Below are 26678 nucleotides of genomic sequence, written 5' to 3'. Positions count from 1 at the left end.
TCCATGGCCGAGCGGCTGCCCACGTGGGTCTGGGTCGGGGCAGCCGCGCTGGCAAGTGTGGCCGGTATGGTCAACGTGGTCGGCTTCCTCGGTTTCCAGCAGCAAGCGGTGACGCACCTCACCGGCAACACCTCGCTGCTGGCCGCCGCCCTGGTCACTGGGGATGCCGGCGTGGCGCTTGGACTGGCCGCGATGCTGGTCGCGTTCGTGGCCGGCGCCATGCTCAGCGGCCTGCTCGTGCAGGACAGCACCCTGCGACTCGGTCGTCGCTACGGCGTCGCCCTGAGCATCGAATCGCTGATGCTGCTGGCGTCGATCCCGCTGTTCCGCGGGCAGCACTTGGGTGGCCCTATCCTCGCCGCAATGGCCTGTGGATTGCAGAACGCGATGGCGACCACCTACAGCGGCGCATTGGTACGGACCTCGCACGTCAGCGGCATGTTTACCGACCTGGGCATCATGATCGGACACGCACTGCGCGGTCTGCCGTTGGGACGTCGCCGGCTGGCGCTCTGCGCGCTGGTGATCTGCTTTTTCTTCTTCGGGGGCGTGGTCGGGGCGGTGCTCTTCGCGAAGATCCGCTATGCCACGCTGTACCTACCCGCAGCGCTGACGGGCGGGGCCGGACTGGGCTACTTCGCTTACCGGCAGCTTGCAGTGCGGCGGCCCGGGCTTCCGTAGGTTCAGGGACAATGCCGTCCATGAACCCCACCGATTCCCGCCCCCCCAGCGCGCTCACCATTGCCGGATCCGACTCCGGTGGCGGTGCCGGCATCCAGGCCGACCTCAAGACCTTCGCCGCCCACGGTGTGCACGGACTCAGCGCGGTGACCGCGCTGACGGCCCAGCACACCCGCGGCGTCACTGCGGTGCACGTTCCGCCCATCGATATCTTGCGCGCGCAGATCGACGCCTGCTTCGAGGACTTCCGGATTGGCGCGGTCAAGCTGGGGATGCTCGCCACCGCCGACGTAATCCATGCGGTGGCCGACGCGCTGGAGCGCCATGCGCCGCCCCATGTCGTCCTGGACCCGGTGATGGTGGCCACGTCGGGCGCACGGTTGCTCGAGCCCGAGGCACTGGACGCGATGCGGCTGCGCCTGATGCCGATGGCAACCATCCTCACTCCCAACATCCCCGAGGCGGAACTGCTGCTCGGCCGGTCCATCACGAGCGCAGCCCAGGCCGTCGATGCGTTGCAGGCGCTGCGGAGCGCGGGCGCGAGAGCGGTACTGCTCAAAGGCGGACACCTCGACGAGGGGACACGGGTGATCGATCGCCTGCTCGAGGGGCCGGACGGCACCGAGTTCATCCACGAACGATTGACCGTTGAAGGCCATGGCACGGGCTGCACGCTGGCCTCGTCGATCGCCGCCCACCTGTGTCGCGGCCTCACCGTGCGCGATGCCTGCGAAGCCGCCACCGCATACATCGCGAGGGCACTGGCGCTGGGATACCGGCCCGGCAAGGGTCCCGTGGTCGTGCTCGACCACTTCGGCGCGGCGCGCGTGCAATGAGCGACGGAATAGAAGAGATCCAGGTCCGCGCAGAAGACGGACACCGGTTTTCGCTGTCAGTGACATTGCCACGCGATCCAGTCGCCACGCTGCTGTGGTTGCCGGCCCTCGGCGTCGCCGCACGTCATTACCAGCCATTCGCCCAGTCCCTGGCCCGGCACGGGATCGCGACCTTCATGCACGAGTGGCGCGGGCATGGCAGCAGCTCGCTGCGCGCGGGCCACGGATGCGACTGGGGTTACCGCGAGCTGCTGACGGTCGACCTGCCGGCTAGCGAAGCCGCGCTGCGGCAACGGCTGCCGGGTCTTGCACGCGTCGTGGGTGGCCACAGCCTGGGCGGACAACTCGCGTGCTGCCACCTTGGCCTCGCGCCGGATGCGGCCGGCCAGCTCTGGCTGGTCGCCAGCGGCGCGCCCTACTGGCGCGCGTTTCCGCGCCCGCTCAGGTACGCCCTCCCGTTCGCCTATCGGTTCCTGCCATGGCTGGCGAGGCGGTTCGGCGCCCTGCCCGGCCGGCGCATCGGGTTCGGCGGGCAGGAAGCCCCGGGCGTAATGGCCGATTGGGCGTCGACCGCGCTGACAGGCCGCTACGCGGCGAGGGGCATCGAAGTCGACCTTGAACGCGCCATGGCGTCGGCAGCACCCCGGGTCCGGGGCGTGGTGCTGGACGACGACTGGCTGGCACCCATTTCGTCGCTCGACTTCCTGCTCGCGAAATTTCCCAATGCGCCTACGCAATCGCGGCGCATGGGCGCGGTGCACGTGGATACCGAGGCCGATCATTTCGCATGGATGCGCACGCCCGACGCAATCGCCGACTGGCTGTGCGAGGGCGTCGAACGCGGGTAACCGTGATTGCACGCCGCATGCGTGCGCCGGGGCCCCAGTGAGTCTCTCGACGCACCACCACTGCGGTCGGCAATAACGCCATCTACCGTGACCCAAAAGAAAAAAGCCGACGATATGCTCGCCGGCTTTCTTCTTCTGTATTGGCGCGCCCGGAAGGATTCGAACCTCCGACCCCCAAGTTCGTAGCCTGGTGCTCTATCCAGCTGAGCTACGGGCGCGTAGTCGGAGAATTATGGCGACTGGAGCGAATCCCGTCAAACATTTTTCTCGACTTTCCGACTCGTCCACCGCGTCGCGGCATTGATTCCGCGGGCGATGTCATGCCGCTTGCAAGGCGGCGGTGTAACTGGCGGAGAGTGAGGGATTCGAACCCTCGATAGAGCTATAAACCCTATACTCCCTTAGCAGGGGAGCCCCTTCAGCCACTCGGGCAACTCTCCGCGGCACATCCAACTTCGTGCGGGCGGGAAGCATAACGGCTCACCCCACGCGCGGCAAACCTTTCCTCAGACTGCCGCATCCTTCGCATCATCCGCGGGCGCGTCGCCACGCTGGATGCGCTGGTAGATTTCTTCCCGGTGCACCGCCACGTCCTTGGGCGCGGTGATACCGATACGGACCTGGTTGCCCTTGACGCCGAGCACGGTGACGGTCACCGAGTCGCCGATCATTAGGGTCTCACCGACGCGACGCGTCAGGATAAGCATGGGTAATTCTCCTCGGCCGGCCGCTCGTGGGCCGACGATTGCGCCCCGGCATGGAAGCGCTTCCAGTGATTGAGCAAACGGCGATTATTGTACGCCAGCGGCACTGCCACAAGCGATGGAAGTCATGGGTTTGGCGGGTCAGGTCAGGCGATGTTCAACCCACGCCGCCACGCCCGCCAGTGCGTCCTTCAGGGCCGGGCCGTCGTCTCCCCCGCCCTGCGCCATGTCGGGCCGGCCGCCGCCCCGGCCGTTGATCTGGCCGGCCACGTGGCCCAGCAGGTCGCCGGCCTTCACTTTACCGGCCGCCGCGCCGCTGACACCCGCCACCAGCGCGGCCTTGCCGCCTTCGGCACCGGCCAGGATGATCACGGCGTCACCCAGCTGCTGCTTGAGCCGGTCCACGGCGTCACGCAGTGCCTTGGCGTCGAACCCTTCCAGCCGGCTGGCCAGCACCTTGATGCCGGCGACGTCCTTCGCCGCAGCGCCCAGGTCGGCGGTGGCACCACTGGCGGCCTTCGCCTTCAGCGATTCCAGCTCGCGCTCGAGCTTCTTCTGGCGGTCCAGCACGCTGCGCAGCTTGTCGACGACCTCGGCCGTCGGCGCGCCGAGCAACTGCGCGGCCTCGCCCAACTGGCGCTCTTCCTGCGCGATGTAGTCAAGCGCCCCCTGCCCGGTCAATGCCTCGATCCGGCGGACGCCCGCCGAGACACCGCCTTCGGAAACGATCTTGAACACGCCGATGTCGCCGGTGCGCGACACGTGCGTGCCGCCACACAGTTCGGTCGACGTGCCGCCCATGCGCAACACGCGCACCTGGTCGCCGTACTTCTCGCCGAACAGGGCCAGGGCGCCGAAGTCCAGCGCCTCCTGCATGCCCATGTTGTGGATTTCCGCGGCGTGGTTGCCACGGATCTCGTCGTTGACCCGGCGCTCGATCTCGGCCAGCTCCACGGCCGTCACCGGCTGGAAGTGCGAGAAGTCGAAGCGCAGGCGATCGGGCGCCACCAGCGAGCCCTTCTGCACCACGTGCTCGCCCAGCACGCTGCGCAGCGCGGAATGCAGCAGGTGGGTGGCCGAGTGGTTGAGCACGGTGCTGGCGCGGCGCGCCTCGTTCACTGCGCCCAGCACGCGATCGCCGCAACGCAGGGTGCCGGCCGTCAACGTACCGACGTGGCCATGGAACTGGCCCGCGAACTTCACGGTGTCGTCGACCTTGAAGCGGGTACCGGCCTCGTCCAGCTCGCCAGCATCGCCGACTTGGCCACCGCTCTCGGCATAGAACGGCGTGCGGTCGAGGATTACCACGCCGGCCTCGCCCGCTTGCAGCGCGTCCACCGGACGGCCGTCGCGCAGCAGCGCCACAACTTCCAGCCCGCCTTCGGTCAGGCGCTCGTAACCCAGGAATTCGGTGGCCGGCAGTTGCGCGGCCAGCTCGGCCGGCAGCGTGGTCGCATTGCCGAACTTGCCGGCGGCGCGCGCGGTCTCGCGCTGTTGCGCCATCGCCGCATCAAAGCCCGCCATGTCGACGGACAGGCCGCGCTCGCGCGCGATGTCGGCGGTCAGGTCGACCGGGAAGCCGTAGGTGTCGTAGAGGCGGAACGCATCGGCACCGGGGATGGTGCCCTGCGAGCGCGACGCGACTTCGTCGAAGATGCGCATGCCCGAGTCGAGCGTCTCGGCGAAGCGCTCCTCCTCGGCCTGCAAAGCTCGCTCGACGAACTCCTGTTTCGCGACCAGCTCCGGATAGGCCTCGCCCATCACCTCCACCAGCACGGGGACCATGCGGTGGAAGAACGGCTGCTTCTGGCCGAGCATCCAACCGTGGCGCAGCGCGCGCCGGATGATCCGGCGCAGCACGTAGCCGCGTCCCTCGTTGGACGGCAGCACGCCGTCGACGATCAGGAACGCACAGGCGCGGATGTGGTCGGCGATCACGCGCAGCGACTTGTTGCCGCGATCAGTCGTGGCGGTTGCCTCGGCGGCCGCGCCGATCAGGCGCTGGAACAGGTCGATCTCGTAGTTGCCATGCACGCCCTGCAACACAGCCGCAATGCGCTCCAGCCCCATGCCGGTGTCGACGCACGGCGCCGGCAGCGGCGCGAGCGTGCCATCGGGCTGGCGGTCGAACTGCATGAAGACCAGGTTCCAGATCTCGATGAAGCGATCGCCGTCCTCGTCCGGGGAGCCCGGCGGGCCGCCGGCAATGTGCTCGCCGTGGTCGTAGAAGATTTCCGTGCACGGGCCACAGGGACCGGTGTCGGCCATCTGCCAGAAGTTGTCGGAGGCGAACGGTGCGCCCTTGTTGTCGCCGATACGGATGATGCGCGCCTCGGGCACGCCCACCTGGTCGCGCCAAATGGCGTAGGCCTCGTCATCGGTCTGGTACACGGTGACGGTCAGGCGGTCGGCCGGCAGCTTCCAGACCTCGGTCAGCAGCTGCCACGCCCACTTGATGGCGTCTTCCTTGAAATAGTCGCCGAACGACCAGTTGCCCAGCATCTCGAAGAAGGTGTGGTGGCGCGCGGTGTAGCCCACCTGGTCGAGATCGTTGTGCTTGCCGCCGGCGCGCAGGCAGCGCTGCACGTCGGCCGCGCGGACATAGCCGGGCTTCTCGCTGCCCAGGAACACGTTCTTGAACTGCACCATGCCCGAGTTGGTGAACAACAGGGTCGGGTCGTTGGCCGGCACCAAGGGTGCGGACGGGACGATGGTGTGGGCCTTGTCGCGGAAGAACTCGATGAAGTCGCGACGGACGTCGTTGGTCGTTTTCATGCCTGGCACGCGGATCGGAGGGCTGGGCAGGTCGACGCCCGCCGGGGCTCCCAACGTGGGGCCGTCTGGCGGCAGCGTCAACCGGGCGAGCCGACAAGCGTAACAGGCGGAAGGGGCGGCCGTGAGGCTAGAAGACGTCGTCGGGATCGAACCGGCTCACGGTCCGGATGACGTCACCCGGGAACCCGCGACGCGCCAGCAGGTCGGCGACTTTCCGGCGCCATGCGAGGTCGTCGCGCGGCGGGCCGCAGCGGCGGCGTGCGAGGTCGCGGGCCTGTTCCGTCCAGTCCCCGTCGAAGCTCCCCATCGCCGCGTCGACCGCGGCGCTGTCCAGGCCGTGCGTGCCCAGCTCTGCGCGCACGTGGATGGGCCCGTAGCCGCTGGCGGCGCGACTGCGGACCAGGCTTTCGGCGAATCGCGTGTCGTCCTGCCAGCCGGCGTCGGCCAGCCGGTCCACCGACTCGCGCACCTCGTCCGGGTCGAGTCCCCGCGCCACCAGCTTGCGGGTCAGTTCCCGGGCCGAGTGCTCGCGCCGCACCAGCAGGGCAAGGGCCCGCTGGGTGGTGCTTGCGGGCGTCCGGTTCCCACCACGTCGTTTCTTGCATTCAGACCGGCCGGACGCTGCGTCGCCCTCCGGAAACAACCGGTCCGCCGCCGTGTCGCCCGTATCCGAAGCGATGGCCACCCCGCCCACCCGCTCGTCCGCCCCGTCCGAAGTCGGGCCGGACGCTGCCGGGAGCCGGGCAGGACCGGTTCCAGGTGCTGGGCTGTCCGGGGTGGCCATCGTTTACTGCGCCTCTCGGAATCAGTCCTCGGAGTCGTTGTCCTTGTCTTCGTCGCGGCTGGCTTCGGCCGGGACGAACTGCTCGCGCAGGGTCGCCTCGAGCTGGCGGGCCAGCTCCGGGTTCTCCTTGAGGTACTGGCGGGCGTTCTCCTTGCCCTGCCCGATGCGCTCCTCGCCCAGGCTGTACCAGGCGCCGGCCTTCTGGACCAGCTTGGCCTCCACGCCCATGTCGATCAGCTCGCCCTCGCGGGAGATGCCCTGCCCGTAGAGGATCTCGGTGATGACCTGCTTGAACGGCGGGGCCATCTTGTTCTTGACGACCTTGATCTTGGTCTGGTTGCCGATGATCTCGTCGCCCTTCTTGATCGCGCCGATGCGGCGGATGTCCAGGCGTACGGAGGCATAGAACTTCAGCGCGTTGCCACCGGTGGTGGTCTCGGGGCTCTGGCCGGGCATCATGATGCCGATCTTGTGGCGCAACTGGTTGATGAAGATCACCAGGCAGTTGGAGCGCTTGATGTTGCCGGTCAGCTTGCGCAGCGCCTGGCTCATCAGGCGGGCCTGCAGGCCGGGCAGCTGGTCGCCCATCTCGCCCTCAATCTCGGCGCGCGGCGTCAGCGCTGCGACCGAGTCGACGACGACCATGTCCACCGCGCCCGATCGCACCAGCATGTCGGCGATCTCCAACGCCTGCTCGCCGGTGTCGGGCTGCGACAGCAGCAGGTCGTCCACGTTGACGCCCAGCTTGGCCGCATAGGTGGGGTCGAGCGCGTGCTCGGCATCGATGAAGGCCGCGGTGCCGCCCTTCTTCTGGCACTCGGCGATCGCCTGCAGCGTCAGCGTCGTCTTGCCCGAGGACTCGGGCCCGTAGATCTCGACCACGCGGCCCTTGGGCAGGCCGCCGATGCCGAGTGCGATGTCCAGCATCAGCGAACCGGTGCCGATGACCTCGGCCGCCTCCACGACACGGTCGCCCATGCGCATGACCGAGCCCTTGCCGAACTGCTTTTCGATCTGGCCCAGTGCAGCGGAAAGGGCGCGCTTCTTGTTCTCGTCCATCGTGGATTCCTTGGGTTGCATCGGGATTGGGGCACTCTAGGCCGGGGCGGTCGCACGGGCTGCGACCCGCACAGGCACCGTAGCGTCCAGTGGGGGACGCCGGCAGGGGAATGGGGCTGGGCGCGGCGTGGGAAAGCGCCGCGCCGCAATGACGGACACTTCCGGGGCGCAACCGCGGATCAACGGTTGGGCCTCACCAGGCCGCAATAAAGGCCTTCGATAGCGAAGTCCTGGTCCGGCAGCACGTCGATGGGCGCGTAGTCGGGATTGCGCGGCAGCAGCCGGATGCGGTCCGAACCGATCTTCAGCAGCTTGACGGTGACCTCGTCGTCGATCCGGGCGACGACAATTTGCCCGGAGCGGGCATCCCGGGTGCGGTGCACGCCGATCAGGTCGCCGTCGAAGATGCCCTCGTCACGCATGGAATCGCCCTGCACCTTTAGCAGGTAGTCCGGCGCGGGGGAAAAGAACACGCGGTCCAGCAGCACGTAGTCGTCCGAGCCGATGTCGGCGCCGATCGGCGCACCCGCGGCGACCCGGCCAAGTACCGGCAACCGGAGGGCATCACCGTCAGCCTGGTCGGCGGCGACCGCCTGATCCAGCGGCTGCGGCTCCACCAGCAGCCGGATGCCCCGTGCCCGCCCGGGCCGGCGCTCGATCGCGCCGGCCCGTTCGAGGGCTTCCAGGTGGTATTGAGCAGCCCGGACGCTGTTGAAACCCATCGCCCGGGCGATCTCGGTCTGCGAAGGCGGCACGCCCTCGGCCTCGATGCGCTCGGCGATCAGCCCGAGGATGCTGCGTTGGGTGTCGGTCAGGTCCATTGGTAGCAATACTACTAACGCGCCACCGCCGATTGCAACCGCCCTGCCCGTGTGACCGACAGGCGGTCAGCCCATGAGGTCGAGCAGCCCGTGCAGCGCCGCGGCGACGGTCTGGCGACGGATCGCCTCGCGGTCGCCATCGAAATGGAACACCAGCGCGGTCGGATAACCGCCGCGGCGCTTCCAGGCTATCCAGACGGTGCCCACGGGTTTGTCGTCGGTCCCGCCGCCGGGCCCGGCAATGCCGGTCACCGCCACGGCGATTGTCGCGCCGGAGTGCACCAGCGCCCCCGACACCATCTCGATCACGGTTTCCCGGCTGACCGCACCGTGGTCTTCCAGCGTGTGCGGGCTGACGCCAAGCATCGCCTGCTTGGCCTCGTAGCTGTAGGCCGCCATGCCGCAATCGAACCAGCCCGAGGAGCCGGCCACGTCGGTCAGGGTCTTGGCGATCCAGCCGCCCGTGCAGCTCTCGGCGGTGACCAGGCGCTGGTGGTGCTGGAGGGCCGCCTGCGCGACCCGTTCGGCCTGCGCCTGCAGCGCGGCATCGGAGACGTCTTTGCTCATGCGCCGCATGATAGCGAAGCGCCCGGCCGTTGCCGGCCGGGCGCGTGGGTACCGCTTGGGGCAGCCGCTACGCCGTCAGTACATCACCCGCAGCGTGACGCCGTAGGTCGCCGGCGCGCCCGGGAACGCGTTGTAGGAGTTGAACGGGTTGCCCGGCACCGGCGAGACGTTCTGCAGCGGCGCATCGAAGCCCACCTGGTAGTACTCCTCGTCGGTGATGTTCTGTCCCCACAGCTCCACCATCCAGCTGCGGTCGCGCGCGCCGAAGCCGAGACGCGCGTTGACCACCGTATAGCCCTCCTGGACCTTCTCCACGTCCAGGTCGGAGCCGGTATTGAACTCGGACATGTACTTGGCGCCCAGGTTGAACCGGCCCACCAGGTCCGCGCCGAAGCCCCACTCGTACGTCACCGCACCGGAGGTCGACCACAGCGGCGCGAAGCTCACGCGGCTGCCCGGCAACTTGTACAGCGCGCCGGTGGGCTCGACGAAGTCCGGCCCCGGCACCTCGTCGCCGTAGCGGGTGTCGGCGTAGGTCACGCCGCCTTGGAACGACAGGCCGTCGAAGCCCGTGTTCCACAGCACCTCGGTATCGATGCCCTGCGACACGACCTCCGGAATCGACCGCACCACGAAGCTGGTGCCCAGGAAACTGTTGAGCTGGAAGTCCTCGTAGGTCTGGTGGAACAGCGTGGCGTTGACCAGGAGGTTGCCGCCGGCCCAGGTGGTCTTGGCGCCCAGCTCGTAGCTGTCGACGAACTCACCGGGGAACGACGTGTCGGCGACCGGCACGATGCCGGCGGTACCGCTGGACAGGCCGGTGTTGGACTGGACGCGGTCCAGGTTGAAGCCGCCCGCCTTGTAGCCACGCGCGGCCGAGGCATAGGTCATCCAGGTGTCGTTCCAGCGGTAGGCCGCCTTCAGCGTGCCGGACCACTCCTTCTCCTCACGCTCCTGGCGGCTGGCACGGCCGTTGTGCAGCGGGTTGGCCCACGGCAGGCAGCCGTAGCCGATCACCTGCGGGATCACGGAAGGCAATGCCGCAGCCGGCACGCCGCGCGAGAGCAGCGCCTGGGCGATGCGCGCCTGGCCCTCTGGCGACAGCATCGCCGAGCAGCCTGGGCTGCCGTTGGGGTTGGAGTAGGCCGAGTCCAGCGCCTTGTCCTCGCTCGTGTAGCGAAGGCCCAGCGTCAGGTCGAGCGCATCGGTCGCATGCCAGGTGTTGTTGGTGAAGAGCGCCAGGCTTTCGGCGTTCTGCCGGTACGTGTCGTCCGCGCCGAAGCCAGCGAACACCGTGCCCGGTGGCAGCCCGGTGGCGTCGGACAGGAACAGCGGCGCATCGGGCCGCTGGCCCAGTGCCGGGTTGACCAGCGACAGCAGCGCGATCGACAGGTACGGCTCGTAGGCGCCACCGATGCGGTAGGTCTCGTTGCGGTTGAGGTCTTCGTTGGAATAGAACGCGCCCACCATCCAGTCGATGGAGTCCGTGGCGCCGGTCAGCCGGAATTCCTGCGTGGTGGTCTCGAACGCGGTCAGCGACTCGTCGCGCTCGGCGTTGCGATACAGCAGGTCGGCACTGCTGAAGTCGAAGTCCAGGCCGTTGATGGCTTCCCACTCGCGGTAGGCGGACACCGATGTCAGGACCGCGTCGCCAAACCACGGCGTGATCCAGTTGGCCTCCATCGAGATGCCCTTGTCCTTGATGTCCTGCTCGGTGCTGCGGTTGCTCCAGGCCGTCCGGGCGAACGGGTCGGCAACGGGCGCCACGCCCTCGTCCGGCGACAGCGCATCGATGATCGCCGCGGTGCCGCCGCGCACCACGGTCACGCCGGTGCAGCAGTTCTCCTCGCGGCTGGTGAAGTCAGCGATGAAGTTGATGTCCAGCGTGTCGCTGGGCTCCAGCAGCAACTGGCCGCGCAGGGAGTGGAAGTTCTGGTCGTAGTCCTCGGTCTCGCGGCGCGGGCCGCCGCCGGTGCGCACGTCCATGAAGCCGTCGCGCTTGCGCTTGGCCGCGTACACGCGGAAGGCGGCGTTTTCGCCGATCGGGGCGTTGAGCGAGCCGGCCACGCCCAGCGCGTTGTAGTTGCCGACGGTGAGCTCGCCTTCCACGCGCGTCGTGTAGTCGGGCCGCTTGGTGATGACGTTGATGACGCCCGCCGACGTGTTCTTGCCGAACACCGTCCCCTGCGGGCCCTTCAACACCTCGATGCGCTCGATCTCGCCGAGGTCGCCGAAGCCCACGCCGTTGCGCGGGCGGTAGACGCCGTCGATGACCACGCCGACCGACGACTCCAGGCCGGCGTTGTCGCCGACCGTGCCGATGCCGCGGATGCGGGCAGTGGTCTGCGCCTCGCTCTGGGTGCTGGTCACGGTCAGGCCGGGCACCAGCACCTGCAGGTCCTTGACGTCGCGGACGCCGGTGTCGAGCAGCAACTGCTCGGGCAACGCGGTGATCGAGATCGGCACGTCCTGCAGCGCCTCTTCGCGCTTCTGCGCGGTGACGGTCAGGCCGGCCAGCGTGGTGGCCTCCTCTTCGTCCTCCTGGCCAGCCTGCGCCGCGACGTTTGCGGCTTCCTGTGCGTACAACGGTGCGGCGACCATCGTGCCCAACACGGCAGCGACGGCCACGACCAGCATGCGGCGATCCGGCTTGCGGCAACCCATCTCGACTCTCCCCTGGCTGATGCGGCCACCGTTGGCGGGTGTCCGCTGAATTCGCCGCGTCCCCCGACGCCGGCAGTCCCCGAGCCCCTACGCAATCGCGCCGCTCGACCGGCCATCAGTGGCGGGGGTCGTTGGCGCACGTCCATTGCGAACGGGCGCGCCGACGCTAGCACGTTGGCGCGCGGGGTCATGACGCATCGCAGCAGGCGTCGTGGGACGGGGTCGGCGCTACTGGAAATCAGCCGGCGGCGGCGTTGCGGGCGAACTCGATCCGGGCCCGGTCGGCGGCCGAGCGCCGCTCCGAGTAGCGGTCCGTCAGCGCCGGAACGTGAGCGCGGGTCAGCAGCGTGAAGCGCACCAGCTCCTCCATCACGTCGACGATACGGTCGTAGTACGGGGACGCACGCATGCGGCCCGCGTCGTCGAACTCCTGCCAGGCCTTGGCGATGCTGGACTGGTTGGGGATCGTCACCATCCGCATCCACCGTCCCAGCAGCCGCAGCGTATTGACCGCATTGAACGACTGCGAGCCGCCCGACACCTGCATCACCGCCAGCGTCCGGCCCTGCGTCGGACGCACGCCACCCATCGTCAGCGGCAGGTGGTCGATCTGCGCCTTCATGACGCCGGTGATCTGGCCGTGGCGCTCCGGGCTGCACCACACCTGCCCTTCCGACCACACCGACAACGCGCGCAACTCGTGCACCGCCGGGTGGTCATCGTCGGCGACCTGACCGGGCAGCGGCAGGTCACCCGGGTCGAAGATGCGGGTCTCCGCGCCCATCAGCTGCAGCAGGCGCGCGCCCTCCTCCACTGCCAGCCGCGAGTACGAGCGCTCCCGCAACGAGCCGTACAGCAGCAGGATCCGCGGAGGATGGCCATCAATAACCGGCAGTTGCAGGTGCTCGCGCTGCAGTGACGGCAATACATCCGGATCAGGCAGTTCGCGCAGGCGCGGGACGGGGATGGGTTCGAGCAGGCTCATGCGATGTGCTCCGGTTGCGGTGCGCGCAGTGCACACGGGTCATGGCGTGGCAGCGATCGGCCGGTCGACCGGCGGCATCGCCTTCGCCAACAGGGCCGCGATGGCCACCAGCCCGGCGGAGATCCACAGGCACGCCTGCAACCCCGCCACCTGGTACACCCAGCCCGAGAGCACGGTGCCCAGCAACCGGCCCATCGCGTTGGCCATGTAGTAGAAGCCGACGTCGAGCGACACGCCGTCGGCGCGTGCATGGCTGACGATCAGGTAGCTGTGCACGGCGGAATTGATGGCGAAGACGACGCCGAACACCGCCAGGCCGGCCACCAGCACCGGTCCGGGCGCCACGCCGGTGTCTAATGCCAGGGCAATGCCCGCCGGCACGATGGCCAGCAGCGCCGCCCAGCCGGCCGCGGTGCCCCCACCCGGTATCGCGGCGTCGGCGCGCGCGGTGAACCGCGGCGCCAATGCCTGCACCACGCCGTACCCGATCACCCACGCGGCGAGGAAGCCGCCCACGCGCCAGTGGTCCCAGCCCAGCACGCCGGCCAGGAACACCGGCAGCGCAACCACGAACCACACATCGCGCGCGCCGAACAGGAACATGCGCGCCGCCGACAGCACGTTGATGGCGCGGCTGGACGAAAACACGTGGCGGAACTTCGGCTTGCCGCTGGCGCGGCCCAGGTCCTGCCGCAGCCACACCAGGCTGCCGATCCACACCAGCGCAAGCGCGCCGGCCATCGCCAGCACCGAGCCACGGAACCCCAGCAGCGCCAGCAACGCGCCGCCCAGGAAGAACCCCACGCCCTTGAGCGCGTTCTTGGACCCGGTCAGCGCGGCCACCCATCGGTACAACGTGCCTTGCGCGCCGTCGGCCACCAGCAGCTTGATGCTGCTCTTGGCGCTCATCTTGTTGAGGTCCTTGGCGATGCCCGACAGCGCCTGCGCCGCCATGACCCACGGCACCGCCAGCCACGCCGCCGGCACCGCCAGCATCGACAGCGCCACCACCTGCAACGCCAGGCCGATGTTCATCGTCCGGTTGAGGCCGATGCGCGCGCCCAGCCAGCCGCCCACCAGGTTGGTGACCACGCCAAAGATTTCGTAGAACAGGAACAACAGCGCGATCTGCAGCGCGCCATAGCCCAGCTGGTGGAAGTGCAGCACCACCAGCATCCGCAGCGCCCCGTCGGTCAGGGTGAACGCCCAGTAGTTGCCGGTGACGATCGCGTACTGCCGCCAGGCGGCGCGCATGTCCCCCGCGCTCGCGTCGGATGCTGTCATGGCCGCGGCGCGGAACCGACCTTCAGTGCGAGCTCGACCGTGCGGTTCACGTAGCCCCACTCGTTGTCGTACCAGGCGTAGACCTTCACCTGCGTACCGTTGACGACGCGCGTGCAGCCGGCATCGACGATGGCCGAGCGCGGATCGGTGCGGTAGTCGATCGACACCAGCGGCCGCTCCTCGAATCCGAGGATACCGGCAAGCGCGCCATCGGCCGCCGCCTTGAACAACGCGTTGACCTCTTCTACGGTCGTCGCGCGCTCCACTTCGAACACGGCATCGGTCAGCGACGCGTTCGCCAGCGGCACCCGCACTGCGATGCCGTCCAGCCGCCCGCGCAGTTCGGGGAAGATCTCGGCGATGGCCGTGGCCGAGCCGGTCGAGGTCGGGATCAGGCTTTCGCCACACGAGCGCGCACGCCGCAGGTCCTTGTGCGCGGCATCGATGATGGTCTGCGTGTTGGTCAGCGAGTGGATCGTCGTCAGGCTGCCGTGGCGGATGCCCAGGCCTTCGTGCAGCACCTTGACCAGCGGTGCCAGGCAGTTGGTGGTGCACGAGGCGGCGGTCACGATGCGGTGCACCGCCGGGTCGAAGCGGTCGTCATTGACGCCGACCACCGTGTCCAGCACGCCCGGCTGTTTGACCGGCGCGGTCACCACCACGCGGCCCACGCCCTGGTCGAGGTACGGCTGCAGCAGTTCCTTCTTGCGGTAACGGCCGGAGGCCTCGATCACCACGTCGCAGCCGGACCAGTCGGTATCGCCGATCGCCGTGTGCCGGGTCAGCGCGATGCGATGGTCGCCGATCACCAGCGCATCGCCGTCGGCGCGCGCTTCCAGGCCCCAGCGGCCGTGCACGGAATCGAAGTTGAGCAGGTGCGCGAACGTCGCCGCGTCGCCGGCCGGGTCGTTGACCTGGACGAACGCCAGCGCCGACAGGTCGTCGCGCTGCAATGCCGCGCGCAGCGCCAGCCGGCCCATGCGGCCGAATCCGTTGATGCCGATCTTCAGTGCCATGCGGAACTCCAGGAAGGAAAGAGAGGTCAGGCGCGCTTGCGGGCGGGTGCGCATGCGGGCGCGCACTGGCTCGCGTCGCCGGCGCAGCAGTTGTCGGTCAGGTACCCGACCAGCCCCTGCATCGCGTCGAAGTCGGCGCGGTAGGTGATGCTGCGGCCCTGCTGTTCGGCCTGGATCAGTCCCGCCTGCAGCAGCGTCTTCAGATGGAAGGACAGCGTGGTGGGCGCGATGCCGACCGTGTCGGCCAGCTCGCCGGGCGTGGCGCCGGCCGGGCCGCGCTGCACCAGCTCGCGGAACAGGGCCAGGCGGCTCTTTTGGGCGAGGCCGGCGAGTGCGTCGAGTGCATGCTGGGTGTCCATATTTCGATACTACTGGAATTATTGTTTCAATTTGAAGTCTGTGTGCCCCCGACAGGAACGGCCCTCGGAACTCGACCGCTACACTTACCCGCCGCCGATCAAAGGCTGCCGCCCGCCCGGCACCGCCGCGACGCACCCGAACCGACAGCCAGTCCATGCCCGACAAGAGCGCCGAGAAGACGCCCGAACACACCCCGCTGATGAAGCAGTTCTTCGCCGCCAAGGCGGAGCACCCGGACGTGCTGCTGTTCTTCCGGATGGGCGACTTCTACGAGCTGTTCTATGACGACGCGCGCAAGGCCGCGCGCCTGCTCGACATCACCCTGACCCAGCGCGGCAGCTCCGGCGGCGCGCCCATCCCGATGGCCGGCGTGCCGCACCACGCCTCCGAGGGCTATCTCGCGCGGCTGGTCGCACTGGGCGAATCGGTGGCGATCTGCGAGCAGATCGGCGACCCGGCCACCAGCAAGGGGCTGGTCGAACGCAAGGTGGTGCGCATCGTCACCCCCGGCACGGTGACGGACGAAGCCCTGCTCAACGAGCGCCGCGACACGCTGCTGCTGGCGGTCGCGCGCGGCAAGTCCGGTTACGGGCTGGCCTGGGCCGACCTGGCCGGTGGGCGGTTCCTCGTCAACGAAGTCGCCAGCGAGGACGCGCTGGAAGCCGAGCTTGCCCGGCTGGAGCCGGCCGAAACACTGGTGCCCGACGAGGACGGCTGGCCGTCATTCGTGACCGGCCGGACCGGCATGCGCCGCCGCGCACCGTGGCTGTTCGACGCCGACAGCGGTCGCCGCCAGTTGTTGAAGTTCTTCAACCTGCACGACCTCTCCGGCTTCGGCATCGACGACCGGCCGCAGGCCATTGCCGCCGCCGCGGCGCTGCTGGCGTACGTGGAGGAAACGCAGAAGCAGCGCCTGCCGCACCTGACGTCCATCGCCGTGGAGTCGGGCGACGGCGCCATCGCGATGAACGCCGCCACCCGGCGCCACCTGGAGCTGGACAGCCGCATCGACGGCGATGCCCGCCACACGCTGCTGGGCGTGCTCGATGCCAGCATCACGCCGATGGGCGGGCGCCTGCTGCGCCGCTGGCTGCATCGCCCGTTGCGCGACCGCCCTACCCTGCGCCAGCGCCACCAGGCCGTGGCCACGCTGATCGATACCGGCGCCGACACCGACCTGCGCGAGCACTTCCGCGCCGTTGGCGACCTCGAGCGCATCCTGTCGCGTATCGCCCTGCGCAGCGCGCGGCCGCGCGACCTGTCGACCCTGCGCGACGGCCTGGGCCTGTTGCCGGCGGTCCGCGCGGTGCTCGAACGCCTCGATGCGCCGCGCCTGCGGGCACTGTCTGACGAACTGGGCGAACACGACGCGCAGGCCGCGCTGCTGAAGTCGGCGCTGGTCGAGCAACCGCCGGTGCTCGCACGCGACGGCGGGATCTTTGCCGACGGCTTCGATGCCGAACTCGACGAGCTCCGCACGCTGTCGACCACCGCTGACCAGTTCCTCGTCGACCTGGAAGTGCGCGAACGCGAAGCCAGCGGTATCCCGACGCTCAAGGTCGGCTACAACCGCGTGCACGGCTATTACCTGGAGATCAGCAAGGCGCAGGCCGGCAAGGCACCGACGCACTACACGCGCCGCCAGACGCTGGCCAACGCCGAGCGCTACATCACCGAGGAGCTGAAGGCCTTCGAGGACAAGGTGCTGTCGGCGCGCGAGCGCAGCCTGGCACGCGAGCGGCTGCTGTACGAGCAGTTGTTGGACGAACTCAACGCGCGGCTGGAGCCGCTCAAGCGCTGCGCGGCGGCGCTGGCGGAACTCGACGTGCTGGCCGCCTTCGCCGAACGCGCGCAGGCGCTGGACTGGTCGCGCCCGGAACTGACCGACGATGCGGGCCTGTGCATCGAACGCGGCCGCCATCCGGTGGTGGAAGCGGTGCGCGAGGAACCGTTCGAGCCCAACGACCTGCGACTGGGCGACACCGAGGAACTCGGCCACCGCCGCATGCTGGTGATCACCGGCCCGAACATGGGCGGCAAGAGCACCTACATGCGGCAGAACGCGCTGATCGTGCTGCTGGCGCACATCGGCAGCTTCGTGCCCGCCTCGCGCGCGGTGATCGGCCCGATCGACCGCATCCTGACCCGCATCGGCGCCGGCGACGATCTGGCGCGCGGGCAGTCGACCTTCATGGTCGAGATGAGCGAGACCAGCTACATCCTCCACCACGCCACCGACGCTTCCCTGGTGCTGATGGACGAGATCGGCCGCGGTACGTCGACCTACGACGGCCTGGCCCTGGCCGATGCCTGCGCGCGCCACCTGGCCGGGTCCAACCGCAGCTACACGCTGTTCGCCACGCACTACTTCGAACTCACCGCACTCGCGCAGCCCGGCAGTGGCATCGCCAACGTGCACCTGGACGCGGTCGAGCACCGCGACCAGGCCGGCAACGAACGCCTCGTCTTCATGCACGCCGTCAAGGACGGACCGGCCGACCGCAGCTTCGGCCTGCAGGTCGCCGCGCTGGCCGGCCTTCCGCGCAGCGTGGTGTCGCAGGCGCGCGGCCGCCTGGCCGAACTGGAGCAGCAAGGACGCGACGCGCCCTCGCCATCGTTCGCCGCCGCGGCATTGGATGCGCCGCAGCAGATCGGGCTGTTCGCCCCGTCGTCCGCCGCGCTGGATGCGCTGGCCGCGATCGACCCGGACGAGCTGACGCCCAAGCAGGCGCTGGAAGCGCTGTACCGGTTGAAGGCCTTGGGCTGAGGGCGACTCGCCCGCTTGTCGGATCCGGCCGCTCCCCGATCGCCGCCCCCGTGCACGAACCGGGTGCGGGGAGGGACCTGCCTTTGCCGCGATCGGGAATAGGCAGCCCCACGTCCACGGGATGCCTCCCGATACCACTGAAGCGATAGCTGGCGTTAATAGTCCGAACCTATCGAACCGTTCGGTAAATACGATTTTCATTGATACGTGGGCGGGCGTACGGTAGCCCGGTGCCAAGACGGCACGGGCGGCGTGCAATGAATCCGGACGATTCCCCCAACCCGACACGTGACGCACCGCGAATCGCGCGGTCGGCGGCCACTCGCGCACGCAACGCGAAGCGTGAGTACCCGTTGACCAGACAGTCGGCGCCGGCCCTTGCGGCGCACACGCGCATGACCCGCGGTGTAGCCCGCTCCACGCGGCCCACGCATCCCACCCCAGATTCCCCATCGGTGCCCACCGGCGACGCTCTGTCGACGTCGGGTGCCTCCATCGACCAGAGGACAGGACCATGAACGCAGAAACGCAATGCCCCGTTGCCGGCCACAAGCGTCCCCGCCCCCGCACGACCTCCGACTGGTGGCCCGAGCAGCTCGACGTGGCCGTGCTGCACAAGAAGTCCGACCTCGCCGATCCGATGATGGAGGACTACGACTACGCGGCCGAATTCAAGACGCTCGACCTCGACGCCGTCATCAAGGACCTGCATGCACTGATGACCGACTCGCAGTCGTGGTGGCCCGCCGACTACGGCCACTACGGCCCGTTCTTCATCCGCATGGCATGGCACGCCGCCGGCACCTATCGCATCTTCGACGGCCGCGGCGGCGCGCGCTCGGGCGACCAGCGCTTCGCCCCGCTCAACAGCTGGCCCGACAACGGCAACCTCGACAAGGCACGCCGCCTGCTGTGGCCGATCAAGCAGAAGTACGGCCGCAAGCTGTCGTGGGCGGACCTCTTCATCCTCGCCGGCAATGTCTCGCTCGAATCAATGGGCCTGAAGACGTTCGGCTTCGGCGGCGGCCGCGAGGACGTGTGGGAACCCATGCCGATCGACTGGGGCCCGGAATCCACGTGGCTGGGGGACGAGCGCTACAGCGGCGAGCGCGAGCTGGCCAACCCGCTGGCCGCCGTGCAGATGGGCCTGATCTACGTCAATCCGGAAGGCCCGAACGGCAATCCCGACCCGATCGGTTCCGGCCGCGACATCCGCGAGACGTTCGCGCGCATGGCGATGAACGACGAAGAGACCGTCGCGCTCACGGCGGGTGGCCACACCTTCGGCAAGTGCCACGGCGCCGGCCCGGTGGATACGGTCGGCCGCGAACCCGAGGCGGCCAACATCGAGGAACTGGGCCTGGGCTGGACCAACACGCTCGACAGCGGCTGCGGCCCCCACACCATCACCAGCGGCCTGGAGGGTGCATGGACGCCGACCCCCACCAAGTGGGACATGGCCTACTTCGAGACGCTGTTCGGCTTTGACTGGGAACTGACCAAGAGCCCGGCCGGCGCGCACCAGTGGAAGCCCAAGGGCGACGCCGGCTGCAACGTCCCGGATGCCCACATCCCGGGCAAGTTGCACCAGCCGATGATGACCACCGCCGACATGGCGATGCGCATGGACCCGGTGTACGAAAAGATCTCGCGCGACTACCTGGCCAACCCGGACAAGTTCGCCGACGCGTTCGCCCGTGCCTGGTTCAAGCTGACCCATCGCGACATGGGTCCGAAGTCCCGTTACCTGGGCAAGCTGGTGCCCGAAGAGGACCTGATCTGGCAGGACCCGGTGCCGCCGGTCGACCACCCGCTGGTGGACGATGCCGACATCAAGTCACTGAAGAAGGCACTGCTCGATTCGGGCCTTTCCGTGCAGGACCTGGTCAAGACCGCCTGGGCGTCGGCGTCGACGTTCCGCGGGACCGACCTGCGCGGCGGCGCCAACGGCGCGCGCATCCGGCTGGAGCCGCAGAAGGACTGGGAGGTCAACGAGCCGGCCGAGCTGCAACGCGTGCTCGGCGTGCTGGAAAAGGTGCGTTCGGACTTCAACGGCAAGGCCGGCGGCGGCAGGAAGATTTCGCTGGCCGACCTCATCGTGCTGGGCGGCAGCGCGGGCATCGAAGAGGCCGCACGCAAGGGCGGGCACGACGTCACCGTGCCGTTCACCCCGGGCCGCACCGACGCCACGGCCGAGCAGACCGATGCCAACTCCTTCGAGGTGCTGGAGCCGGCGATCGACGCGTTCCGCAACTACGTGCGCAAGGGTGACGAGGAACAGACGGCCACCGCCCTGATCGACCGCGCCGCCCTGCTGCAGCTCACCGCGCCGCAGATGACCGTACTGGTCGGCGGCCTGCGCGCGATCGGCGCCAACTACAAGGGCACGCAGCACGGCGTATTCACCAAGCGGCCGGGCGCATTGACGACGGACTTCTTCACCAACCTGCTGGACATGTGCACCAAGTGGCGCAAGTCCGAGGCCAACCCGCACGTGTTCGAGGGCCTGGACCGCGCCTCCGGCGAGCAGAAGTGGACGGCGACGGTGGCCGACCTCGTGTTCGGTTCCAACTCGCAGCTGCGTGCACTGGCGGAGGTCTATGCCTCCAGAGATGGCGAGAAGGATTTCGTCAACGACTTCGTCAAGGCATGGGTCAAGGTGATGGAGGCCGACCGGTTCGACCTGCATCGTTGATCCCCGCTGACGTCCCTGACGAGACCCCGCCCATGCGGGGTCTCTTTTTTTTGCCGTCCCCCAGGCCGCGTGCGCCTTTCGTGCAGGGTAGCGGTCTACTGCCGACGCCCCGGGTGCGGCATGCTGCAGACCCGCCGACCGCAACGCATGCCATGCCCATCGACCACCAGCGCCGTGCCCTGATCCTGTCCGCGGCCGCCGGCGCTGCGCTGACGGTCCTGCCCGTGGGCGACGCCGGAGCCGGCATGCACGCTCCGGACACCACTGCCGAGCAGGCGACGGCCGGGCTCGACCTCACGGGCAAGACCATTGTCGTCACCGGCTGCACCTCGGGCATCGGACAGGAAACGATGCGGGTACTCGCCCTACGCGGTGCGCACGTGGTGGGTACGGGCCGCACGTCGGCGAAGGCGCGGGCGGCGTGCGCAGGCGTCAGGGGCCGGGCAACGCCAGTGGCCCTGGAGTTGAGCGAATTCGACTCGGTCGTGGCGTGCAGCGATGCCATCCGCGCCATGGGAGCGCCCATCGACGCGCTGGTCTGCAACGCCGGCATCGTGCTGGACGACCTGCAGCAGGTGCATGGGCTGGAGGAGCAGTTCGTGGTCAACCATCTCGGCCACTACCTGCTGGTGCGACGACTCCTCGACCGCATCGTCGAAGCGCCGCAAGGGCGAGTGGTCGTGCTGGGCAGCGGTAGCGAAGCCGACGCGCCGCCCGGCGGCATCCAGTTCGGCGACCTGTCCGGCCGCACCTGGGCGCGGGGCCGCTACGCGCACTCGAAACTGGCGAACGGCCTGTTCTCGCTGGCTCTGGCCCACGGCCTGGCCACGGCCGGCACCCGCGCCACCTCCAATTGCGTGTCGCCGGGACACGTGCGCACCAACATCCTGCGCAACGTGGACTACGGCTACCGGGCTGATGCGCGCAGCGTCCAGGAGGGGGCGGCGACGCCGTGCTGGCTGGCCGTGTCACCGGAAGCGGCGCGCTTCAACGGCGACTTCTTCCGCGACTTCGCGCCGGCCGAGCAGAGCGCCCACCAGCGCGACCGCGCCATGGCCGCACGGCTGTGGCGCGTGTCGGAGGACCTGGTGCGCGATTACCTGCCGGCCGCCCGCGACCGGCGTGCCTGAAGACGCAGCTCGCGACTACAGCGCGTCGATGTCCCCGAGCGCCCGGATCAGGCGGCGGGCGCGCTTGTCCGGCTTGCCCTCCGGTGCGCGGTAGCCGGTGCGCTGCGCGGCCTGCAGCGCGCGCACTTCGGCTCGCGCCGATCGCGACGCTTCGTCTTCGGCATACAGCGCCTGCGCCACGGGTGCGGGGCCACGCACGTCGGACAGGTCACGCACTTCGATCTGGAACACCTCGCCCGCCCGCTCGACCTGCATGCGGTCGCCGATGCGGACCGCGCGCGAGGCCTTGGCGCGCTGGCCACCGACTTCGACCTTGCCGGTCTCGATGGCGGTACGGGCCAGACCGCGCGTCTTGAAGAAGCGCGCGGCCCAGAGCCACAGGTCGAGGCGTACGGTTACTGCGGAGGTCGGCTCGGTCATGCCGGCTAGATGGGGACGTTGGTGGCTTCTCCAATGCCTGTGCAGGAGGCGGTCGGCCCGGCACGGCCATGCGTGCGTTGTGCACTCGGGGTGCACTCGGGCCACATCCCGATGCGTGCGGGTATCCGGCCCTGCGATGACCGGCGTCGCGACCGGGAAGATGGATCCCGGCTTACGCCGGGATGACGGGGTGTTGGGTGGCGGGCCCTGTTCGAGTCAGGCTCGAACCCGCTGGAGGTACCGGACATCCACCGGATGTCGGCGCCGTCGCCGCCGCGCGTGCTCGCACGAATCAGCCCTCACAACGCGAAACGGCCGCCTTTCGGCGACCGTTCCGGTGTGGCGCAAACGCAGCTGCGACTTACTCGGTAGCGGCGGCGGCAGCCTTGGCCTTGGCGTAAGCGGCCAGGTCTTCCTTGATGCGCGCCTTCTTGCCTTCCAGGCCACGCAGGTAGTACAGCTTGCCGGCGCGGACCTTGCCGCGGCGCTTCACGTCGACCGAGTCGATGGTGGCGCTGTGGCTCTGGAACACGCGCTCCACGCCGAAGCCGTGGGAGATCTTGCGCACGGTGAACGAGGAATTCAGGCCCGCGTTCTTCATCGCGATGACCACGCCCTCGTAGGCCTGGACGCGCTCGCGGTTGCCTTCCTTCACCTTGACGTTGACGACGACGGTGTCGCCGGGGCTGAAGGCGGGCAGCTCGCGCTGGACCTGCTGGGACTCGAATTCCTGGAGAAGCGTGTTGAGCGAAGGCTTGTTCATGACTTTGACCTGGTGGGTGGCCACGGCGTGGCCTGCCTGTTGGAATCGTTGTAGCGCGAGTGCACGTGGACCCGCGTCTGGCTTTTTTATGGGTGTTGCCGGAACTGCAGACAGACCACCAGCAGGCGGTCAAGCCGCGCATTATAGCGGGCCTTTTCCTTTCGTGGCTAGGGGTTACACCTGTCCGGCCGGCAAGACCGGGGGTTCCGGGGCCGTCAGCCGTCGCTGTCGTCGTCCACCGTGCCCAGCGAGGCCCGGTAGGCCGCGAGCAGCGCCCGGTCGGCGTTGGACAGGCTGGCCTCGTCCAGCAGGTCCGGGCGGCGCTGCCAGGTCCGGCCCAGCGCCTGCTGCCGGCGCCAGCGCGCGATCTCGGCGTGGTTGCCGGACATCAGCACGGCGGGCACGTCGCCCAGTTCGTGCGAGACCGGGCGCGTGTAGTGCGGGCAGTCCAGCAGGACCCGGGCCGGATCGCCGGCAGGGTCGACGGGTTCGAAGCTGTCCTGCTCGGCCGAATCGGCATCGTTGAGCGCGCCTTCCTGCAGGCGCGCCACCGCGTCCACGATGACCGCCGCGGCCAGCTCGCCGCCGGACAGCACGTAGTCGCCGATCGAGATCTCCTCGTCGACGTCCGCCGCCAGCAGGCGCTCGTCTACGCCTTCGTAGCGGCCGCACAGCAACACCAGGCGCTCCTGGCCGGCCAGCTCGCGCACCTTGGCCTGGGTCAGCGGCGCGCCCTGCGGGCTGAGGTACACCACGCGTGCCGGCCGCGGGTCGGCCTCCCGCGCGGCCTTCAGGCTGGCCCGGAGCGGGTCGATCAGCATCACCATGCCCGGGCCGCCGCCGAAGGGCCGGTCGTCGACTCGGCGGTAGTTGCCTTCCGCGTAATCGCGCGGGTTCCAGCCGTGCAGCGACAGCAGGCCGCGCTCCCCTGCCCGGCCGACCACGCCAAACGCCGCGCACTGCGCGACGAACTCGGGGAACAGGCTGATGACGTCGATGCGCACGGTCTAGAACTCCGGGTCCCAGTCGACCGTCACCACGCCCTTCTCGAAATCGATGTCGGTGATGTACTGCGGGCGTACGAACGGGATCATCCGCTCGCGGCCACCGTCGCGCGCAACCAGTACGTCGTTGGCACCGGTGGCGAACAGGTGGGAGACGGTGCCGAACGACACACCCTCGAGGTTCACGACCCGCAGACCCTCCAGGTCGACCCAGTAGAACTCGCCCGGCGCCGGCGGCGGGAAGGCCGAGCGCGGCACCAGGATCTCCAGCCCGCGCATCGCCTCGGCGGCATCGCGGTCGGCGACCTCGGGGAACCATGCCGTCACCCGCTTGCCGTCGTCGCGGCCACGCACGCCCTGCACCTGCCGCTCGACGCCACGGGCGTCGCGCAGGATCCAGGGCTGGTACCGGAAGATCGCCTGGCGCGGCTCGGTCCAGGACTCGAGTTTCACTTCGCCACGCAAGCCGAAGGCGCCGGTCACCCTGCCTACGAGGATGCGGCGCCCTTCGGTGTCCATCGGGTTCGATGCCGGCCGCGCGCGGGGCGCGGCCGAAGGATCAGGCTGCAGTGGCCGTGTCGGCCGACTTCAGCGCTTCCTTGTAGAGCACGGCAACCTTGTCGGTCAGCTGCGCGCCGTTGCCCAGCCAGTGCTGCACGCGGCCGGTGTCGAGCTCGACACGCTTCTCGCCGCCGGTCGCGACCGGGTTGTAGTAACCGACGCGCTCGATGTTGCGGCCGTCGCGGGCGCTGCGGCTGTCGGTGACGATGATGTGGTAGAACGGACGCTTCTTGGCGCCGCCGCGGGTCAGTCGGATCTTGACCATGGTCGGGTGCTTCCTGTGTTGCCCAGCCGTCGGGATGACGGGGTAAGCCGGCAAGTATAGGGGATTTTCCGCGGGTGTTGTAGAAGCGGCTTCAGCGGCGATGCGGGGCCGCCGCAGCCCTCGCCCACGCTCAGCGTCAGTCGCGATCCACGCTCCCCTTGGCGATCCGCGGTCGCGACCCACGTCGCTCCTACAGAAGCATCGCGGCTGAAGCCGCTCCTACAGGGGCTGTTCCGAAGGCCAGAAGGGGCGTCAGAACGGCATGCCGCCGCGGCCGCCCATCATCCCGCGCATGCCGCGCATCATGCCCTTCATGCCGCCGCGGCCCAGCTTGCCCATCATCTTTTCCATCTGCTGGAACTGCTTCATCAGCTTGTTGACGTCGGCCGGGGTCACGCCGGCACCGGCGGCAATGCGCTTGCGGCGCGAGCCGTTCAGCAGCGCCGGGTTGCGGCGCTCCTTGCGGGTCATGGAGTTGATGATGGCGACCAGGCGCGGGACCTCCTTTCCGGTGACCTGCGCCTTGACCGAATCGGGGATCTGGCCGATGCCGGGCAGCTTGTCCATCAGCCCGCCCAGGCCGCCCATGTTCTGCATCTGCTCCAGCTGGTCCTTCATGTCGTTGAGGTCGAACTTCTTGCCCTTGGCGACCTTCTCGGCCAGCTTGGCGGCCTTGTCCTTGTCGACCTGCTGCTCGACCTGCTCGACCAGGCTAAGCACGTCGCCCATGTCCAGGATGCGGCTGGCGACGCGGTCGGGGTGGAATACGTCCAGGCCGTCGGGCTTCTCGCCCACGCCGATGAACTTGATCGGCTTGCCAGTGATGTAGCGCACGCTCAGCGCCGCGCCACCGCGCGCGTCGCCGTCGGTCTTGGTCAGCACCACGCCGGTGAGCGGCAGCGCCTCGCCGAAGGCCTTGGCCGTGACCGCGGCGTCCTGTCCGGTCATCGAGTCGACCACGAACAGCGTTTCGGCCGGGTTGACCGCGCCGTGCAGCGCCTTGATCTCGGCCATCATCGCCTCGTCGATGGCGAGGCGGCCGGCGGTGTCGACGATCAGCACGTCGGCGAAGGACTTCTTCGCATCGTCGATGGCGGCACGGACGATGGCTTCGGGCTTCTGGTCGGCGCTGGACGGGAAGAACAGCACGTCGACCTGCTGCGCCAGCGTCTTCAACTGCTCGATCGCGGCCGGACGGTACACGTCGGCCGACACCACCATCACCTTCTTCTTGCGCTTCTCCTTCAGGTGCTTGGCGAGCTTGCCGACCGTGGTGGTCTTGCCCGCGCCCTGCAGGCCGGCCATCAGGATGACCGCCGGCGCCGGCACGTTGAGGTTGAGGTCGGTGGCCTGCGCGCCCATGACGGCGGTCAGCTCGTCGCGCACGACCTTGATCAGCGCCTGGCCCGGGGTCAGTGACTTGAGCACCTCCTGGCCGACCGCGCGCACCTTGATGCGTTCGATCAGCGCCTGCACCACCGGCAGCGCGACGTCGGCCTCCAGCAACGCGATGCGGACCTCGCGGGTCGCCTCGCGGATGTTCTCCTCGGTCAGCCGGCCGCGACCCTTCAGGCGCTCGATGGTGCCGGACAGGCGCTGGGTGAGGGATTCGAACATCGTCGGACTACCTTGCGAACGGCGTGGAAACGGGGGCGCGAAGTATAGCCCGGCGGCCTTTGCCTCCCGGCC

The 26678-nt window shown here is 68.9% G+C and carries 23 protein-coding genes and 2 tRNA genes; 6 read left to right on the top strand and 19 right to left on the bottom strand.

Annotated features, from left to right (window positions below):
* Positions 1–3: 3 nt before the first annotated feature.
* Genes K6753_RS09785 through K6753_RS09775 form a run of 3 tightly spaced genes read left to right on the top strand, consistent with a single transcriptional unit; the run spans position 4 to position 2365 of the window.
* Positions 4–681 (top strand): YoaK family protein, encoded by a 678-nt coding sequence (locus tag K6753_RS09785; RefSeq protein WP_223676270.1) that lies wholly within the window; start codon positions 4–6, stop codon positions 679–681.
* A 20-nt stretch (positions 682–701) separates the two neighbouring features.
* Positions 702–1517 carry a bifunctional hydroxymethylpyrimidine kinase/phosphomethylpyrimidine kinase gene (gene thiD / locus K6753_RS09780; RefSeq protein ID WP_223676269.1) on the top strand — a complete coding sequence of 272 codons (816 nt, stop codon included), beginning with the start codon at positions 702–704 and terminating at the stop codon, positions 1515–1517.
* 59 nt (positions 1518–1576) lie between these two features.
* A complete protein-coding gene (locus K6753_RS09775; RefSeq protein WP_223676268.1) occupies positions 1577–2365 on the top strand; it encodes an alpha/beta hydrolase family protein in 789 nt (262 codons plus the stop codon).
* 141 nt (positions 2366–2506) lie between these two features.
* Here K6753_RS09775 and K6753_RS09770 read toward each other — a convergent pair.
* From K6753_RS09770 to K6753_RS09710, 13 genes are all read right to left on the bottom strand, one after another.
* A tRNA-Arg gene (locus tag K6753_RS09770) sits at positions 2507–2583 on the bottom strand.
* A gap of 129 nt (positions 2584–2712) precedes the next feature.
* A tRNA-Ser gene (locus K6753_RS09765) sits at positions 2713–2805 on the bottom strand.
* A 66-nt stretch (positions 2806–2871) separates the two neighbouring features.
* Positions 2872–3072, bottom strand: a complete 201-nt coding sequence (gene csrA / locus K6753_RS09760; protein ID WP_223676267.1) for a carbon storage regulator CsrA — start codon at positions 3070–3072, stop codon at positions 2872–2874.
* Between the two features lie 138 nt (positions 3073–3210).
* Positions 3211–5844 (bottom strand): alanine--tRNA ligase, encoded by a 2634-nt coding sequence (gene alaS / locus K6753_RS09755; RefSeq protein WP_223676266.1) that lies wholly within the window; start codon positions 5842–5844, stop codon positions 3211–3213.
* 127 nt (positions 5845–5971) lie between these two features.
* Positions 5972–6487, bottom strand: coding sequence for a recombination regulator RecX (gene recX, locus K6753_RS09750; RefSeq protein WP_425492112.1), 516 nt, complete (start codon positions 6485–6487; stop codon positions 5972–5974).
* Positions 6488–6649: 162 nt separating this feature from the next.
* Positions 6650–7687: a recombinase RecA gene (recA, locus tag K6753_RS09745; protein WP_223676265.1), complete on the bottom strand. Its 1038-nt coding sequence runs from the start codon at positions 7685–7687 to the stop codon at positions 6650–6652.
* Positions 7688–7866: 179 nt separating this feature from the next.
* Positions 7867–8508, bottom strand: a complete 642-nt coding sequence (gene lexA, locus K6753_RS09740; protein ID WP_223676264.1) for a transcriptional repressor LexA — start codon at positions 8506–8508, stop codon at positions 7867–7869.
* A 66-nt stretch (positions 8509–8574) separates the two neighbouring features.
* A complete protein-coding gene (locus tag K6753_RS09735; protein WP_223676263.1) occupies positions 8575–9075 on the bottom strand; it encodes a CinA family protein in 501 nt (166 codons plus the stop codon).
* A 75-nt stretch (positions 9076–9150) separates the two neighbouring features.
* Positions 9151–11712 carry a TonB-dependent receptor gene (locus tag K6753_RS09730; protein ID WP_223676262.1) on the bottom strand — a complete coding sequence of 854 codons (2562 nt, stop codon included), beginning with the start codon at positions 11710–11712 and terminating at the stop codon, positions 9151–9153.
* A gap of 265 nt (positions 11713–11977) precedes the next feature.
* On the bottom strand, positions 11978–12724 hold the full coding sequence (arsH, locus tag K6753_RS09725) for an arsenical resistance protein ArsH (protein WP_223676261.1): 747 nt from the start codon (positions 12722–12724) through the stop codon (positions 11978–11980).
* A 39-nt stretch (positions 12725–12763) separates the two neighbouring features.
* The gene (arsJ, locus tag K6753_RS09720) at positions 12764–14008 is read right to left on the bottom strand and encodes an organoarsenical effux MFS transporter ArsJ (RefSeq protein WP_223676260.1); all 1245 of its coding nucleotides are present in this window, start codon (positions 14006–14008) and stop codon (positions 12764–12766) included.
* The gene (locus K6753_RS09715) at positions 14005–15024 is read right to left on the bottom strand and encodes an ArsJ-associated glyceraldehyde-3-phosphate dehydrogenase (protein WP_223676259.1); all 1020 of its coding nucleotides are present in this window, start codon (positions 15022–15024) and stop codon (positions 14005–14007) included. The genes arsJ and K6753_RS09715 overlap by 4 nt, the downstream gene beginning before the upstream one ends.
* Before the next feature lie 26 nt (positions 15025–15050).
* Positions 15051–15383, bottom strand: coding sequence for an ArsR/SmtB family transcription factor (locus K6753_RS09710; protein ID WP_223676258.1), 333 nt, complete (start codon positions 15381–15383; stop codon positions 15051–15053).
* 155 nt (positions 15384–15538) lie between these two features.
* On the opposite strand from K6753_RS09710, the gene mutS reads away from it, so the two are divergent.
* The 3 genes from mutS to K6753_RS09695 all read left to right on the top strand — a co-directional run bounded on the left by mutS (position 15539) and on the right by K6753_RS09695 (position 21976).
* Positions 15539–18151, top strand: a complete 2613-nt coding sequence (gene mutS / locus K6753_RS09705) for a DNA mismatch repair protein MutS (RefSeq protein ID WP_223676257.1) — start codon at positions 15539–15541, stop codon at positions 18149–18151.
* Between the two features lie 514 nt (positions 18152–18665).
* Complete coding sequence (gene katG / locus K6753_RS09700) at positions 18666–20846, top strand: catalase/peroxidase HPI (RefSeq protein WP_223676256.1); 2181 nt, start codon at positions 18666–18668, stop codon at positions 20844–20846.
* A gap of 152 nt (positions 20847–20998) precedes the next feature.
* Positions 20999–21976 carry an SDR family NAD(P)-dependent oxidoreductase gene (locus K6753_RS09695; RefSeq protein ID WP_223676255.1) on the top strand — a complete coding sequence of 326 codons (978 nt, stop codon included), beginning with the start codon at positions 20999–21001 and terminating at the stop codon, positions 21974–21976.
* A 15-nt stretch (positions 21977–21991) separates the two neighbouring features.
* Here K6753_RS09695 and K6753_RS09690 read toward each other — a convergent pair whose 3' ends face one another.
* The 6 genes from K6753_RS09690 to ffh all read right to left on the bottom strand — a co-directional run bounded on the left by K6753_RS09690 (position 21992) and on the right by ffh (position 26606).
* Positions 21992–22396, bottom strand: coding sequence for an RNA-binding S4 domain-containing protein (locus K6753_RS09690; protein WP_223676254.1), 405 nt, complete (start codon positions 22394–22396; stop codon positions 21992–21994).
* A gap of 361 nt (positions 22397–22757) precedes the next feature.
* Positions 22758–23159, bottom strand: a complete 402-nt coding sequence (rplS, locus tag K6753_RS09685; RefSeq protein WP_223676253.1) for a 50S ribosomal protein L19 — start codon at positions 23157–23159, stop codon at positions 22758–22760.
* A gap of 215 nt (positions 23160–23374) precedes the next feature.
* A complete protein-coding gene (gene trmD / locus K6753_RS09680) occupies positions 23375–24163 on the bottom strand; it encodes a tRNA (guanosine(37)-N1)-methyltransferase TrmD (protein WP_223676252.1) in 789 nt (262 codons plus the stop codon).
* A 3-nt stretch (positions 24164–24166) separates the two neighbouring features.
* A complete protein-coding gene (gene rimM, locus K6753_RS09675; RefSeq protein WP_223676251.1) occupies positions 24167–24682 on the bottom strand; it encodes a ribosome maturation factor RimM in 516 nt (171 codons plus the stop codon).
* Between the two features lie 40 nt (positions 24683–24722).
* Positions 24723–24989 (bottom strand): 30S ribosomal protein S16, encoded by a 267-nt coding sequence (gene rpsP / locus K6753_RS09670; protein WP_223676250.1) that lies wholly within the window; start codon positions 24987–24989, stop codon positions 24723–24725.
* A 252-nt stretch (positions 24990–25241) separates the two neighbouring features.
* Positions 25242–26606: a signal recognition particle protein gene (ffh, locus tag K6753_RS09665; protein WP_223676249.1), complete on the bottom strand. Its 1365-nt coding sequence runs from the start codon at positions 26604–26606 to the stop codon at positions 25242–25244.
* Positions 26607–26678 lie beyond the last annotated feature (72 nt).

This window comes from Novilysobacter selenitireducens (assembly GCF_020026895.1).
In the GTDB taxonomy this organism is placed as follows: Bacteria; Pseudomonadota; Gammaproteobacteria; order Xanthomonadales; family Xanthomonadaceae; genus Lysobacter_C; species Lysobacter_C selenitireducens.
Note: the sequence above shows the minus strand (reverse complement) of the source record. Positions and strands in the feature narration are given on the sequence as shown.

What these genes read in the sequence shown, in the direction of transcription:
- rplS (WP_223676253.1), bottom strand. Translation starts at nt 23,159, where the DNA reads ATGAACAAGCCTTCGCTCAACACGCTTCTCCAGGAATTCGAGTCCCAG.
- thiD (WP_223676269.1), top strand. Translation starts at nt 702, where the DNA reads ATGAACCCCACCGATTCCCGCCCCCCCAGCGCGCTCACCATTGCCGGA.
- K6753_RS09690 (WP_223676254.1), bottom strand. Translation starts at nt 22,396, where the DNA reads ATGACCGAGCCGACCTCCGCAGTAACCGTACGCCTCGACCTGTGGCTC.
- rpsP (WP_223676250.1), bottom strand. Translation starts at nt 24,989, where the DNA reads ATGGTCAAGATCCGACTGACCCGCGGCGGCGCCAAGAAGCGTCCGTTC.
- K6753_RS09735 (WP_223676263.1), bottom strand. Translation starts at nt 9,075, where the DNA reads ATGAGCAAAGACGTCTCCGATGCCGCGCTGCAGGCGCAGGCCGAACGG.
- K6753_RS09710 (WP_223676258.1), bottom strand. Translation starts at nt 15,383, where the DNA reads ATGGACACCCAGCATGCACTCGACGCACTCGCCGGCCTCGCCCAAAAG.
- mutS (WP_223676257.1), top strand. Translation starts at nt 15,539, where the DNA reads ATGCCCGACAAGAGCGCCGAGAAGACGCCCGAACACACCCCGCTGATG.
- arsH (WP_223676261.1), bottom strand. Translation starts at nt 12,724, where the DNA reads ATGAGCCTGCTCGAACCCATCCCCGTCCCGCGCCTGCGCGAACTGCCT.
- rimM (WP_223676251.1), bottom strand. Translation starts at nt 24,682, where the DNA reads ATGGACACCGAAGGGCGCCGCATCCTCGTAGGCAGGGTGACCGGCGCC.
- K6753_RS09730 (WP_223676262.1), bottom strand. Translation starts at nt 11,712, where the DNA reads ATGCTGGTCGTGGCCGTCGCTGCCGTGTTGGGCACGATGGTCGCCGCA.
- csrA (WP_223676267.1), bottom strand. Translation starts at nt 3,072, where the DNA reads ATGCTTATCCTGACGCGTCGCGTCGGTGAGACCCTAATGATCGGCGAC.
- K6753_RS09715 (WP_223676259.1), bottom strand. Translation starts at nt 15,024, where the DNA reads ATGGCACTGAAGATCGGCATCAACGGATTCGGCCGCATGGGCCGGCTG.
- recA (WP_223676265.1), bottom strand. Translation starts at nt 7,687, where the DNA reads ATGGACGAGAACAAGAAGCGCGCCCTTTCCGCTGCACTGGGCCAGATC.
- ffh (WP_223676249.1), bottom strand. Translation starts at nt 26,606, where the DNA reads ATGTTCGAATCCCTCACCCAGCGCCTGTCCGGCACCATCGAGCGCCTG.
- arsJ (WP_223676260.1), bottom strand. Translation starts at nt 14,008, where the DNA reads ATGACAGCATCCGACGCGAGCGCGGGGGACATGCGCGCCGCCTGGCGG.
- alaS (WP_223676266.1), bottom strand. Translation starts at nt 5,844, where the DNA reads ATGAAAACGACCAACGACGTCCGTCGCGACTTCATCGAGTTCTTCCGC.
- K6753_RS09695 (WP_223676255.1), top strand. Translation starts at nt 20,999, where the DNA reads ATGCCCATCGACCACCAGCGCCGTGCCCTGATCCTGTCCGCGGCCGCC.
- lexA (WP_223676264.1), bottom strand. Translation starts at nt 8,508, where the DNA reads ATGGACCTGACCGACACCCAACGCAGCATCCTCGGGCTGATCGCCGAG.
- K6753_RS09785 (WP_223676270.1), top strand. Translation starts at nt 4, where the DNA reads ATGGCCGAGCGGCTGCCCACGTGGGTCTGGGTCGGGGCAGCCGCGCTG.
- katG (WP_223676256.1), top strand. Translation starts at nt 18,666, where the DNA reads ATGAACGCAGAAACGCAATGCCCCGTTGCCGGCCACAAGCGTCCCCGC.